Source organism: Paraburkholderia sp. BL25I1N1 (assembly GCF_003002025.1).
Taxonomy (GTDB): domain Bacteria; phylum Pseudomonadota; class Gammaproteobacteria; order Burkholderiales; family Burkholderiaceae; genus Paraburkholderia.
Map to the genome: position 1 here is coordinate 46789 of NZ_PVZB01000002.1, position 12107 is coordinate 58895.

The following is a 12107-nucleotide window of genomic DNA, read 5'->3' on the forward strand; positions in this document are numbered from 1 at the left end:
GGCCTTCGCTTCCGCCGCGGCAATGATTGAACGTGTGTGGTTCAGAGGGAGTATAGGAGCTTTATAGGATGTTCCTAGGCGATCTTAGGAGAGCCGAACAAATTAGCGGCTGGAAGCTGTGTCCCTGAATGTTTGTAAACTTGCGTCGTCATGGATGAAGAACTGCGCGCCGTGATTTGTCGGCTCCCAGTATGGCTTCGCGAGATAAGGTCAAGTCTGGTGTACGGGCAGTTGATAGCCGGCGACGTCGAGCGGCACGGTTTCTGCTGAACCGGTTGATCGCTTTGTACCGTCTCGCCGTTCTTGAAGGCGCTGCACTTCAGCAACAGCTTGATCTGTTCGGGCCCGTTGATGCGGCGCCAGGTTTTCCCCGGCGTACTCGATCAGCTTGAATGCAAGACTCAGGAAGGTCGGTCATGACACACAGTTGCGCGTACGCGTCGTACGATGGCGCACCGTCACCAACCTCCACTCGATCGCATCCGTCGTTCGCAGATGCTGGCAGTGGTCGGCCGGGAAGTCATAGAAGGCAAGCAGGCTGCGCGATCCTTCTTTAACGTCTCGGCGGCCTTCGAATACTTCGGGACTTTCACAGGAATCGGCTCGCCTGCCGTAAAAACTTCGCACTCCGGATATGTTGCCGCAATCTTTTCCGGGTGATGTGACAGTTTCGTGAACCGCTCGCGCCGTTCTCTGTCGTAGGCTGGTTGGTTAGAGATACCAATGATTCCAGGCTGGAAATGACCGAGGACTGCCTCGGCTATTTCGTTCGGATAACCAGGCGTTTCAAGCGGTGTGCGGGTGGCGCGTGGAAGATCGTGAGCGGATCAATGCGTTGCAGGGAATCGCGGGCGATTATGATTCTGTGCGATTTTCGCTTTCTTCCGCGATCTCGATCCTCTCCATAGCGAAAATTGCAACGATACGTTCACAATTTCCGGTTCGTAGGCGCTTGCAAGCGCAGTCCGGGAAATCCATCTACGTTCATGTGATCGCCGCTGGCAGGTTGGCTGCGGCACGCGGCGTAGGTTTCCTCGGCAACGCCGGGAAAACCGACGCCTACGTTGCAAGTTCAGACACACGGAGACGAGCGTCGATGTGCCGGCCGGAGCGGCCAGCACGGACACTTTCCGTTTTATTTTCAACCGCTTGCGGACTGTTTTGGCTCGCCTTGAGAGACCGCAGACCGATTCCGGATTCGCGCTACTCGTTCTCGTCGAAGTAATGCCCGAACTTCACCTGCTTGGTGCGGATATAGCGCTCGTTTTCCTCGCGCATCGGAATCGCCAGCGCGACCCGCTCGCACACCGGAATGCCGTGCTTGGACAGCGTGTCGAACTTCTCCGGATTGTTGCTCATCAGACGCACCGACGTGACCTTCAGCGTGCGCAGAATGCCCGCTGCCGAATCGTATTCGCGCGAGTCGTCCGGCAAGCCGAGATCGAGATTGGCCTCGACGGTGTCGCGCCCTTGCTCCTGCAGCGCGTATGCGCGAATCTTGTTCGACAGGCCGATGCCGCGCCCTTCGTGGCCGCGCAGATACAGCAGCACGCCGCAGCCTTCCGCCGCGATGTAGCGCAGCGCGAGGTCGAGTTGTTCGCCGCAGTCGCAGCGGTACGAGCCGAGTACGTCGCCGGTTAGACATTCGGAATGCAGGCGCGTCAACACGGACGACTGATTGGCGACGTCGCCCATCACGAGCGCGAGATGTTCGGCGCCGCTTTCGCATACGCGGAACACGTAAGAAGTGAACGTGCCGTAGCGCGTGGGTAGCGTGGCGGTGGCGTCGAGAATGACGCATTCGCCGTTGGGTGCGCCGTCTATTGCGGGCGACGGATCGTGAGACGTGAGCATGGCGTTAGACAATGGTGCTGACATGAACCCGATCAAACCGGGAATAAGATACGGACTGGGAGTTTACCGCTAATCGGCGTCCCGCACCCGCATGCCCTTGCTTGGAGCACGGAACCGCCGTCGCGTCGTGACGCTACTCGAGTTAAACGGCCGCCGCGCCACAGGTATTCCCGAAGTACCTCGGTGCCGCGTCACGCCTATACTGGAATGGCCTGTCCCTCACGACAGCGCGCCGCGCCGGCGTGCTGCACTGCGAAACGGAGCCGCTCCATGACAAGCGTCGCACAGCTTCTTAAAACGAAACCGAACAACACCACCGTTTTTACCGTCGGGGCCGACGATTCGGTCTATGAGGCAATCAAGCTGATGGCCGAAAAGGGCATCGGCGCGCTGGTCGTGACAGACGGCGACAGCATCGCCGGAATCGTCACTGAGCGCGATTACGCGCGCAAGGTCGTGCTGATGGACCGTTCGTCGAAGGCCACGCCGGTGCGCGACATCATGAGCAAGGCGGTGCGCTTCGTGCGTCCCGATCAGACCACCGACGACTGCATGGCCCTGATGACGGAGCGGCGCATGCGCCACTTGCCGGTAATCGAGAATGACCGGCTGGTCGGCATGGTATCGATCGGCGACCTGGTGAAGAACATCATCGCCGAACAGCAGTTCACCATTCAACAGCTCGAGTTCTATATTCACGGCGAGCGGCCCTGACGCACGGCCCACGCCGCGGAACCGGACGCGCAAAAAAGCCCAATCGGTCAACCGGTTGGGCGAAGCTACCTTGCGGCAGCGGAGGTTCCTTGATGGATTGGCCGCGACACGCGCGACGCGCGTGGCACGGCGGTCTTGCTGCGCTCGCGGCGCAACTGCGCGAGGCGCGCTCAAGCAATTTAACGTTCGCAGTCGCGCCCGCCGTGACGGGGCGCGCACGTTGTTGTTCTTAACTTCGAATTGCTTGCTGCGGTTTCAATTTCGATTTCAGGCGACAAAATGCTCGTCGGAGCACGGCTCCATTGTTCCGCAGGGCTCTGTGCCCTTCGGCGCCCGGCCGGCCGTGCAAGCCAGCCACTGAGCGCCGAATCCGCGTGCCCGCCTACCTCGCTTAATTACCGAAGTACACCGACCTCGGGCCCGACGTCGGCTGAACCACGCCACCGGCTTGCGACGAACCACTCTTCGCGCCACCGTAGCCGCTGGTATCGGCGACCGGTTCCTGCGTCTGGGCAACAGCCGGGTTTTGCGCCTGGACGCGCTGTTCAGCAGCCTGAATGTCCGCCGGATAAGTCGGATCGTTCGACGCGCCCGGGTTATAACCCGCTTGTTCAACCCGGATCAGATCGGCGCGAACTTCCGCGCGGGTCACCGGTTGCTGGCTCGATTGAGCGAACGAAGCGATCGGAGCGGCGAGAACGGCTGCAATGGCGAGTGCCTTGATAAGCGATTTCATGATGATTTACCTCCAGACCTGGTTTTATTTGCGACGCTTGCCACACCATGTGAGAAGCGAGTGAATCCAGTCTAGTCATCAGATCGTCAAGGGAAAACCCTTGATTGTGAGATAGATAATTGTTCGAATCGCAAAAATGGTCCGGAAATTACCGTCAGCTCCGATTCAAATCGCATCGTCGGCGTAATAATTGTCGGGATCGTAACCCTTTGTGTCTGAAGTTTGCAAACTACATCTGATCCGGGCGTCTTCTACCGTCTCGCGCGGTGTTGGCGGGCAAATTTACGCCCCTTTGGGCGCACAGGGCTGGGGCAGCAGCAGGAGCTTGCGCGGCCCGCTGACAAAGGCGCTGCCGGGTTCAAAGAATCTGAGCGGCTGATGCATTTCGCGCGACAAGCCAATGCGCGTCGTCACACCGACCGGCACTTCGCCCCGCTCGATGACGCCGATCCACAAGCCCTGCCCCGAGCATAGATCCCAGCCGTCGAACGAAGGGCCGACGCCGAACGCCATCGTGAGCCGGCCGGGCCCGCGCGCAAGGTCGCGCAGCGGCACGCCGGGACGCCGCGCTTCGATCAACGGCAGGCCTTCGAGCGGCTCGATCGCGCGCAACAGAATGCCGGCGCCGACTTCCTCTGCTTCGGCGGACATATTGAGCATGTACGAAAGCCCGTAAGTCAGGCGCACATACGCGTGCCCCGGCGCGAGAAACATCGAACCGTTATGCGGCCGACGGCCCATGAACGCATGACTGGTCGAATCGCCAAGCGGATACGCCTCGGTTTCGACGATTCGTCCGCTCACGCGGCCTTCGGGCAAATCATGCACGAGGTATTTGCCGATCATGAAACGCGCGAGTTCGACGGTATCCAGCGGTAAATCGTCACGAAACAATGGCACGATGGGGAGTTGATGTTTGCGCATGCGTCAGGCCTTATTTTTAAAGCGCGTGGCGTGGAACTGAACAGAAATGCGGACGGCATGAAATGCGTGCGATCGGCCCGCCGCCCGAGCCCTCAACGACGCGATGCGCGCCTCGGTTCCAGCGATTGCGCGCCATCGGCCAGTTTTCATCGGCCCATTCGTTGTACCAAAACCTCACTTCTGTGCAGCGCCGGCATCACCATGGCACTAATTGGAGTATCGTGTGTTTCCGGCCTGCAGCACAGCCTTTGCCGGCTCGCGTGTGTTTCGGCCCGCCCGAATCAGCACAGATAGAAAGCATTCGCACGTCCGCAGCACCGTTCCATTCAGTTTTGATCCCGATGTACCTGCTGGTGTAGCGCACTGCCTCATTCGGGGGCGGTTGTACCCATGACAATAGGAGAGAGTTGAATGAAAGCATTCCCGGCAATCAAGATGATCGGCGGCGCGCTGATCGTCCTCGCGTCCCTCAACGTGTATGCACAGAGCAGCGACGCCTCAGCCCCGGCAGCGGCAGCGCCGACGGCCAAGCAGACCAAAGCGGCCGACCGCGCTTTGGGACGCAAGGTCCGTTCGGCCCTGTCGAAGACGAAAGGCCTGAGCGTGGCGAACATCACCGTACGCGCACGCGGCGGCGCAGTGACGCTGGCCGGCTCCGTGCCCGAACAACCGCAGGTCGATCTGGCCACCCAGGCTGCTCAAGGCGTGGCAGGCGTGACGTCAGTCAAGAACGCGCTGACGATTCGCCCGGTCGGCCAGTAATCGAGTGAACGTGCTGTAGCAATGTAGCCGGACGCCAATGCCTTCTCGCAGGGCATTGGCGGCACCGGAGCGGTTTCGCGCAGTTTCGCCGGGCGTTGCGCACCCGTAATATGCTCGGCACACCGAGCTTTGCCCTGCATCCCGCGTTCAGCCAGCGGAACCTCAATGCATACCGGTCGCCATCGCCGCCGCGTTAACCACGCACCAGCCAGCGTCCGCCGCGCGTTGTCCGCGCAATTCTGCGTGACCCAATCCCTTTCGCCAGCAGTCGCCGTTTGCGCTACAGCATGCCGCATGACGCCGTCGTCATGCGGCCCTGAAAATCGACAAAGCCTCTTACACGAACAATTATCCTTTATAATTTAATGCGTTAGACCGTGTTGTTTAGAAGTTGCATGAACATGCGCGCTCGCTTCAAGCCACGGCGGACGCCATTCGGCCCCCGCCGGGCCATTCACGACAAGCGTTAAAAAGGAAGCCCGGATGACCACGCCCGCGATCGTTCTGCCCCGCTGGACCATTGCCGCGCCATTTGTCGCGTGGATCGTTCTCGGCATCTCGTATGCCATGCCGGGCAATGGACTGCTGCTTGTGCTGGTGGGCGTGGCGTTGTGCGCGGCGGTCTTCACCGCCGTGCATCACGCGGAAGTGGTCGCGCATCGCGTCGGCGAACCGTTCGGCACCCTGGTGCTGGCGGTGGCCGTCACCGTGATCGAAGTCGCACTGATCGTCTCGGTCATGCTCACATCCGGTCCAGAAAAAGCCGGCCTCGCGCGCGACACGGTTTTCGCCGCGGTCATGATCGTCTGCAATGGCATTGTCGGGATTTGCCTGCTGGTCGGCGGCATTCGCCATCGCGAGCAGGATTTTCAAAGCCGCGGCGCCGCTGCGGCGCTGGCTGTGCTGGCGTCGCTGTCCGTGCTGACGCTGGTCATGCCGAACTACACGACCACCCGCGTCGGTCCGGTCCTGTCGCCTTCACAGTTGGCGTTTGCCGGGGTGTCGTCGCTGGTGCTGTACGGCGTGTTCGTGTTCGTGCAAACCGTACGTCATCGCGATTACTTCCTGGCTGCCACGCCGGATGAAGACGTCCACGCCGCGCCGCCGAGCGCCGGCCAGGCGCTCGCGGCCGGCGGTTTGCTGCTGGTGTGCCTCGTCGCGGTGGTGTTGCTGGCGAAAGTGCTCTCGCCGGTGGTCGAAACCGCGGTCAAGAATGCGGGCGCGCCGCCCGCCGTGGTCGGCATTGTGATCGCCGCGCTGGTGCTGCTGCCTGAAGGGCTGGCCGCCGTGCGCGCGGCGCGCGCCGACCGGCTGCAGAACAGCCTGAATCTTGCGCTCGGCTCGGCGCTGGCCAGTATCGGCCTGACCATTCCGACTGTCGCCTGCGTCTTCCTGTATACCGCGCAGCCGCTGGTGCTCGGCATCGACGGCAAGGAAACCGTGCTGCTCGTTCTCACGTTGATCGTCGGCACGCTCACGCTCAGCTCGGGCCGCACCACGATTCTTCAAGGCGCCGTGCATCTGTCGCTGTTCGCGGCGTATCTGTTTCTGTCGTTCGCGCCTTGAGCGTGAAGGCCTGATGGTTAAAGAGAGCATCACGCCGGCGGCCCCACGCCGCCCGCCTACTCTTCCCAGTGCGCCGCGATCCAGTCGCGGAACAGATTCAGCTTCTGCTGATGCGCGACCGAGTCCGGATAGACGAAGTAATAGCGCCAACCGGTCTTGAGCACCGTATCGAACGGCCGCACCAGACGCTTGGCCGCCACGTCCTCGTCGATCAGCGCGAGGTCGCTGATCGCAACGCCGAAGCCTTGCAGCGCGGCGTTGGTCGCCATATCGAGCGTATCGAAACTCGGGCCGTGCCCGGCGTCGATCGCCGCGCCGTTCGCGGCATCGATCTCGGTCACCTTGGCGAGCCACATCTTCCAGTCGCGATGATCGCGGGTGGGATGCAGCAGCGTATGGCGCGCGAGGTCGGCCACCTCGGCAAGCGGCTTGTCTTTCAGCAGATCGGGCGCGCAAACGGGCGTCAGACGTTCCTCGAACAAGGGCACCGCCTGCACGCCCGCGCCCGGCGACGAACCGTAGATGATCGCGGCGTCGAACGGTTCGAGCTGGAAATCGACGTCGTGCTGCCACGTGGTCGTGATCTGCACGTGCAGCTCGGGATATTCGGCCTGGAAACGCATGATCTTCGGCAACATCCAGCGCATCACGCAGGTCGGCACTTTCAGCGCGAGATCGGTGCGCTGCCGTGTGAGACGCAGCGAAATCTCCTCGATGCGCGCGAAGCTTTCCTTGACGGCCGGCAGCAGCAGTTCCCCTTCGGCGGTGAGCGTCAGGCCTTTCGCATGGCGCTTGAAGAGCGGAAACTTGTAGTAATCCTCGAGCGCGATGATTTGCCGGCTGACCGCGCCCTGCGTCAGGCACAGATGATCGGCGGCACGCGTGAAACTGCGATGCCGCGCCACGGTTTCGAAAATCTGCAGCGCGTTCAGCGGCGGTAGGCGTCGCATCGTGAGTGTCCAGTACGATCAGGAAAAGTCATTGCGTGAGCGTGGCGGCGCGACTCGTCGCATGCCGCCCGGATGCCGCGCACGGGCCTACAGGATACGCGATCACAAATCTCCGCACGAGGATCGTGCTACGCGCCCTCATGCATTCGGCTCATGCCGCCGTCAAATCGTGCGGCCCGGCAAGCCGCCATGCACCGTCACAGGGCAAAACGCGTCCACGATCGCACCAGAACCGAGCTTTCCTCATACCTCCTGAAGGGCTTAAAGCGTCGACGAAATATGGACGTTAACCCGCATGCGTTACTGCCTCGGCACTCCCGCCGTCTGACGGGTCCACGCCATCGCAATTGCGCGATGGCGGCCGCATGAGCTTATGTCATACCGTCCATGCGCATATTTCGTTTGTTGAGGGATTTTGGCAAACCTAGAGTGCTTCAACACGCAGCGCAGGCGGACAACGCCAATCAGCGAGGCGACGGCGGCAATCACAGCGGCATCATCGGGCAACAAGGCGTTCAACACAGGAGACCGCCATGCAAGAGATCAAACGGGGTAGAAGGCAGGCCATCAAGACGCTCGGCGCCGCACTTGCGGCATCCACCTTGCCCATGCCGTTCATCAACCTGCGCGCGCAGGAACACAACTTCAGCGGCAAGACGCTGCGCCTGTTGACCTGGTCGGACGGCACGGGCGCGGCCGCGTTGCGCAATATCGCCGCCACCTTCACCGCGAAAACCGGCGCCAAAGTGATCGCCGACCGCGCCGACGGCACCTCCGGCATGGTCGCAAAGGTCAAGGCCGCGGGCGATCGCCCGACCTACGACGTCATCACCCTGGCCGGCGTCGGCGCGTCGGGTCTCGGCGACGCCGGCCTGCTGATGAAGCCCGATCTGGACAAACTGCCGAACCTGAAAGACGTCGCGCCGCAGTACCGCACGGGCGCGAACGGCTTCGGCGTCGGTTATCTGCTGTGGTCGGACGGCTTGATCTACAACACATCGACGGTCAAGACCGCGCCCGCATCGTACGAAGCATTGTGGGACCCCAAGTACGCCGGACGCCTGTTCCTGCCGCCGCCCGAGTGGGCCGAAGCGGTGGACCTCGCGATCATCGCCGCGAAGATGAACGGCGGCTCGCAGCAGAACATCGAGCCGGGCTTCAAGAAACTGATGCAGTTGAAAGATCGCGTGATGACACTCGGCGAGAACCCGAATCAGGTGGCCGATCTGTTCCGCACCGGCTCGCTCGATATCGGCGGCATCTATTCGCCGGCGTTCTTCCCCGACCAGATACGCAAGCCCGAGTACAAGATGGGCGTGACCTACGGCATGAAAGAAGGCTTCGCCACGCAACTGATGTTCACTGTGATCCCCAAGTCGCATCCGGGTGACAGCGATCTGATCCACGCCTTCATCAACCATTCGCTCGACGCCGGCGTGCAAGGCCGCATGGCCGCCGACGTGCTGAACGGCCCGGTGAATTCGAAAGCGGTGATTCCCGCCGAAAGCCGCGCGTTCGTGCCGAGCCCGCAGCAGATCGCCGAGAAAGCCGTACTGCACGACGACAAGGCGCTCGCCGTGGTGCAGCCGGCGTGGATCAAGCGTTACACCGAAATCTTCGCGGCATGACGACAATGCTTGCACGCTTCTCGCGGCGTGTTACTTCGTCCGGTCCGGCCTGGGACCCGGCGGCGGGTGCGTCCGGTCTCGGACCGGACACGCCTGCCGCCACCGCGCTGGCAAAGGCGCGGCCGTGGCTGCTGCTCGCGCCGATCCTGCTGTTTCTCGCCATCCTCGGCGCGGCCGCGCTGGTCGTGCTGCGCATGAGCTTCGGCACGCAGGGCAACGAGTGGCACGGCTTCACGCTGCAAAACTACGCGGACCTGCTCGACGGTTATTTCTTGAAGTCGTTGTGGCTGACATTGAAGCTCGCGTTCCAGAGCATGATTTGCGCGGTGCTGCTGGCGATTCCGGTCGCACTGGCGATGGCGCGCACGAAGTCGCGGCTCGCGCGGCGGCTTCTGCTTGCCGGCGTGCTGCTGCCGCTGCTCGTCAATCTGCTGCTGCAAGGCTATGGCTGGCTGATCATTCTCGGGCCGGCCGGTCTGCTCAATCACGCGCTGCTCGGCAGCGGCCTCGTGCAACGTCCGTTGATGTGGCTGTACCGCGAAAACGGCGTGCTGCTCGGACTGATCCAGACGGCGTTTCCGCTTGCCGTGCTGCCGCTCTCGAGCGCGATGCGCGCGGTCTCGAGTTCCTACGAAGAAGCCGCCGCCACGCTCGGCGCGACACGCTGGCAAACGCTGCGTCACGTGCTATTGCCTTTGGCGATGCCCGGCCTCGTATCCGGCGCGCTGCTCGTGTTCGCGTACAACGCGAGCGCGTTTGCCGTGCCGCTCCTGCTCGGCGGACGCCGCGTGCCGATGCTCGCCGTGCTGGTCCACGATCAGGTCGCGCCCTTGCTGAACTGGCCGGCGGCCTCCGCGTCGGGTGTCGTATTGATGATCGCCACGTTGACGGTGATGGCGCTGTCGCAGCGCCTCGTGCGCCGCACGCAAAAACTTGCCGAGGAGCCGCACGCATGAGCACGCCTGTTCAAACCGCGCCGCCGCGTATGCCAGGCGCACCACGCTCTTCACGACTAACGGCCGTCATGCCCGGTCAGTTAGGCAAAGCGACCGCCCTGCTCGCGGCGATCGTGCTGTTCCTCGCCGCGCTGCCGATCCTCACGATGATCACCATGTCGTTCAGCGCCGCCGACACGCTCGAATTCCCGCCGCACGCCTACGGCCTGCACTGGTATCGCGCCGCGTGGCACAGCTTCGCGTCGCCGGACGCGAGCGACTCGCTCTCGATGGGCGCCGCCTTGAGCACGAGCCTGATCGTCGCGCTGTCTACCATGGTGATCGCCACGCTGGTCTCGGTGCCCGCCGCTTATGCGCTGAGCCGCTACCGCTTTCGCGGCAAGCCCGCGGTCGAACAACTGGTCGCGTTGCCGCTCGTCTATCCGCTCGTGATGCTCGGCCTGTCGCTGCTGCTGGTGTTCAACGTGCTGCCGGTCGAACTCGGCGTGTTCCGCCTGATCATCGCGCACGTGATTCTCGCGCTGCCGTTCACCGTGAAGAATTGCGCGGCGTCAGTCGCCTCGATCGGTCCTGAGTTCGAAGAGGCCGCGTGCGTGATGGGCGCGAGTCCCGGCCGTGCGCTTATCGACGTGATCCTGCCGCTGATGCGCCCCGGCATTCTCGCCGGCATGCTGTTCGCGTTCATCATCTCGTTCAACGAATTCACGGTCACGTTCTTTCTTTACGGCATCGATACGATGACGCTGCCGGTGTGGCTCTACAGCCGCACGGTGTCGTCGCTCGATCCGACCGTGTTCTGTTTCGCCGTGTTCATCGTCGCGATCGACTTCGCGCTGATCTGGCTGCTCGAAAAGCTGATCGGCGACGAAGGCGTTGCCTTGTGAACGGACGCGCTTGTAGCGCTTGATTGCTGGAGCATTCGATGACCCATTTAACGTTGCAGGCCGTGACCCGGCGTTTCGGCGCGGCCCATGCCGTCGACAATGTCGATCTGAGCGTGCCCGACGGCAAGCTGGTGTGCTTTCTCGGTCCGTCCGGCTGCGGCAAGACCACGCTGCTGCGCATGATCGCCGGGCTGGAAACGCCGACCTCGGGCACGATCCATTTCGCCGGGCGCGACATCACGCGGCTGCCCGCAAACCAGCGCGACTTCGGCATGGTGTTTCAGTCGCTCGCGCTGTTTCCGCACATGACGGTCGCGCAGAACATCGCGTATCCGCTGAAGTTGCGCAAGACCGCGAAGGACCAGCAGACGCGCCGCGTGACGGAATTGCTGGAACTGATCCAGTTGCCGCACATGGCGAACCGGCCGGTCACGCAACTCTCCGGCGGCCAGCGCCAGCGCGTGGCGATTGCGCGCGCGATCGCATCGCAGCCGAAACTGCTGCTGCTCGACGAGCCGCTCTCCGCCCTCGACGCCAAGCTGCGTGAAGCCATGCAGGTGGAAATCCGCCTGCTGCAGCAGCGCCTCGGCATCACGACGATCATGGTCACGCACGACCAGCGCGAAGCGATGACAATGGCCGACGAAATCGTCGTGATGGAAAAAGGCCGCATTGCCCAAGTCGGCAAGCCGCTCGATATTTATCGCGATCCGGTCAGCGAGTTTGTCGCCGACTTCATCGGCCTCGGCAATATCCTGCCGGTCACCTACGACGGCGGAGGCGTCGTCAGCTTGCCGGGCGGCCGGCGCATCAGCGTCGCGCAACCGGCGCGCGTGCCGGAGTCGAGCAGCGATATCCGTTTGCTGATCCGCCCGGAAGACGTGTGCGTGAAAGCGGCGTCCGACGCGGCGGGTCCGAACCGGCTGCTAGGCACTGTGACGTTTATCCGCGACGTGGGTGCGTCGCTCGAAGCGACCATCGATTGCGCCGGCTTCACGTTGACGGCCGCCACCACGCCGCGCGAAACACCGGGGCTCGCGCTCGGCACGCCGGTGCTCGCGGAATTGCCACCGCACGCGTGCAAACTGATCGCCGCGCGCGCGCCGCATTGAGCCGCACGCCACCGACCCACG

General features: G+C 62.7%; 11 protein-coding genes and 1 pseudogene. 7 read left to right on the top strand and 5 right to left on the bottom strand.

The features are described from left to right. Positions 1–263: 263 nt before the first annotated feature. A pseudogene (locus tag B0G73_RS03035) lies at positions 264–581 on the bottom strand (IS256 family transposase); the annotation flags it as partial. Positions 582–1203: 622 nt separating this feature from the next. Beyond that, positions 1204–1854: a GTP cyclohydrolase II gene (ribA, locus tag B0G73_RS03045; protein ID WP_106277805.1), complete on the bottom strand. Its 651-nt coding sequence runs from the start codon at positions 1852–1854 to the stop codon at positions 1204–1206. Between the two features lie 270 nt (positions 1855–2124). Here ribA and B0G73_RS03050 point away from each other — a divergent pair, with 270 nt between their 5' ends. Next, entirely contained in the window at positions 2125–2568 is a 444-nt protein-coding gene (locus tag B0G73_RS03050; RefSeq protein WP_012426849.1) for a CBS domain-containing protein, read from the top strand. A gap of 391 nt (positions 2569–2959) precedes the next feature. On the opposite strand, the gene B0G73_RS03055 is transcribed toward B0G73_RS03050, so the two are convergent. Both B0G73_RS03055 and B0G73_RS03060 read right to left on the bottom strand, forming a co-directional pair. Continuing rightward, positions 2960–3304: a DUF4148 domain-containing protein gene (locus B0G73_RS03055; RefSeq protein WP_106277807.1), complete on the bottom strand. Its 345-nt coding sequence runs from the start codon at positions 3302–3304 to the stop codon at positions 2960–2962. Between the two features lie 282 nt (positions 3305–3586). Next, the gene (locus B0G73_RS03060; RefSeq protein ID WP_106277809.1) at positions 3587–4228 is read right to left on the bottom strand and encodes a DNA-3-methyladenine glycosylase; all 642 of its coding nucleotides are present in this window, start codon (positions 4226–4228) and stop codon (positions 3587–3589) included. 411 nt (positions 4229–4639) lie between these two features. Between B0G73_RS03060 and B0G73_RS03065 the strand changes: the two genes are divergently transcribed. Together B0G73_RS03065 and B0G73_RS03070 are read left to right on the top strand one after the other, a co-directional pair. Continuing rightward, positions 4640–4990, top strand: a complete 351-nt coding sequence (locus tag B0G73_RS03065) for a BON domain-containing protein (RefSeq protein WP_106277811.1) — start codon at positions 4640–4642, stop codon at positions 4988–4990. Positions 4991–5473: 483 nt separating this feature from the next. Then, entirely contained in the window at positions 5474–6556 is a 1083-nt protein-coding gene (locus B0G73_RS03070) for a calcium:proton antiporter (RefSeq protein WP_106277812.1), read from the top strand. Between the two features lie 56 nt (positions 6557–6612). On the opposite strand, the gene B0G73_RS03075 is transcribed toward B0G73_RS03070, so the two are convergent. Next, on the bottom strand, positions 6613–7506 hold the full coding sequence (locus B0G73_RS03075; RefSeq protein WP_106277814.1) for a LysR substrate-binding domain-containing protein: 894 nt from the start codon (positions 7504–7506) through the stop codon (positions 6613–6615). A 533-nt stretch (positions 7507–8039) separates the two neighbouring features. Between B0G73_RS03075 and B0G73_RS03080 the strand changes: the two genes are divergently transcribed. From B0G73_RS03080 to B0G73_RS03095, 4 genes are read left to right on the top strand one after another with little or no spacing between them, the layout of a single operon-like run. Next, positions 8040–9134, top strand: a complete 1095-nt coding sequence (locus B0G73_RS03080; protein WP_106277816.1) for a PotD/PotF family extracellular solute-binding protein — start codon at positions 8040–8042, stop codon at positions 9132–9134. Continuing rightward, complete coding sequence (locus B0G73_RS03085) at positions 9131–10090, top strand: ABC transporter permease (protein ID WP_106277818.1); 960 nt, start codon at positions 9131–9133, stop codon at positions 10088–10090. Before B0G73_RS03080 ends, B0G73_RS03085 begins: the two co-directional genes overlap by 4 nt. Next, positions 10087–10974 carry an ABC transporter permease gene (locus B0G73_RS03090; RefSeq protein WP_106277820.1) on the top strand — a complete coding sequence of 296 codons (888 nt, stop codon included), beginning with the start codon at positions 10087–10089 and terminating at the stop codon, positions 10972–10974. Before B0G73_RS03085 ends, B0G73_RS03090 begins: the two co-directional genes overlap by 4 nt. Before the next feature lie 38 nt (positions 10975–11012). Continuing rightward, positions 11013–12086, top strand: coding sequence for an ABC transporter ATP-binding protein (locus B0G73_RS03095; protein ID WP_106277822.1), 1074 nt, complete (start codon positions 11013–11015; stop codon positions 12084–12086). Positions 12087–12107 lie beyond the last annotated feature (21 nt).

Excerpts from the sequence above, each read along its gene's own strand:
- B0G73_RS03050 (WP_012426849.1), top strand. The coding sequence starts at position 2,125 with ATGACAAGCGTCGCACAGCTTCTTAAAACGAAACCGAACAACACCACC.
- B0G73_RS03070 (WP_106277812.1), top strand. The coding sequence starts at position 5,474 with ATGACCACGCCCGCGATCGTTCTGCCCCGCTGGACCATTGCCGCGCCA.
- ribA (WP_106277805.1), bottom strand. The coding sequence starts at position 1,854 with ATGCTCACGTCTCACGATCCGTCGCCCGCAATAGACGGCGCACCCAAC.
- B0G73_RS03060 (WP_106277809.1), bottom strand. The coding sequence starts at position 4,228 with ATGCGCAAACATCAACTCCCCATCGTGCCATTGTTTCGTGACGATTTA.
- B0G73_RS03085 (WP_106277818.1), top strand. The coding sequence starts at position 9,131 with ATGACGACAATGCTTGCACGCTTCTCGCGGCGTGTTACTTCGTCCGGT.
- B0G73_RS03080 (WP_106277816.1), top strand. The coding sequence starts at position 8,040 with ATGCAAGAGATCAAACGGGGTAGAAGGCAGGCCATCAAGACGCTCGGC.
- B0G73_RS03090 (WP_106277820.1), top strand. The coding sequence starts at position 10,087 with ATGAGCACGCCTGTTCAAACCGCGCCGCCGCGTATGCCAGGCGCACCA.
- B0G73_RS03065 (WP_106277811.1), top strand. The coding sequence starts at position 4,640 with ATGAAAGCATTCCCGGCAATCAAGATGATCGGCGGCGCGCTGATCGTC.
- B0G73_RS03095 (WP_106277822.1), top strand. The coding sequence starts at position 11,013 with ATGACCCATTTAACGTTGCAGGCCGTGACCCGGCGTTTCGGCGCGGCC.
- B0G73_RS03055 (WP_106277807.1), bottom strand. The coding sequence starts at position 3,304 with ATGAAATCGCTTATCAAGGCACTCGCCATTGCAGCCGTTCTCGCCGCT.
- B0G73_RS03075 (WP_106277814.1), bottom strand. The coding sequence starts at position 7,506 with ATGCGACGCCTACCGCCGCTGAACGCGCTGCAGATTTTCGAAACCGTG.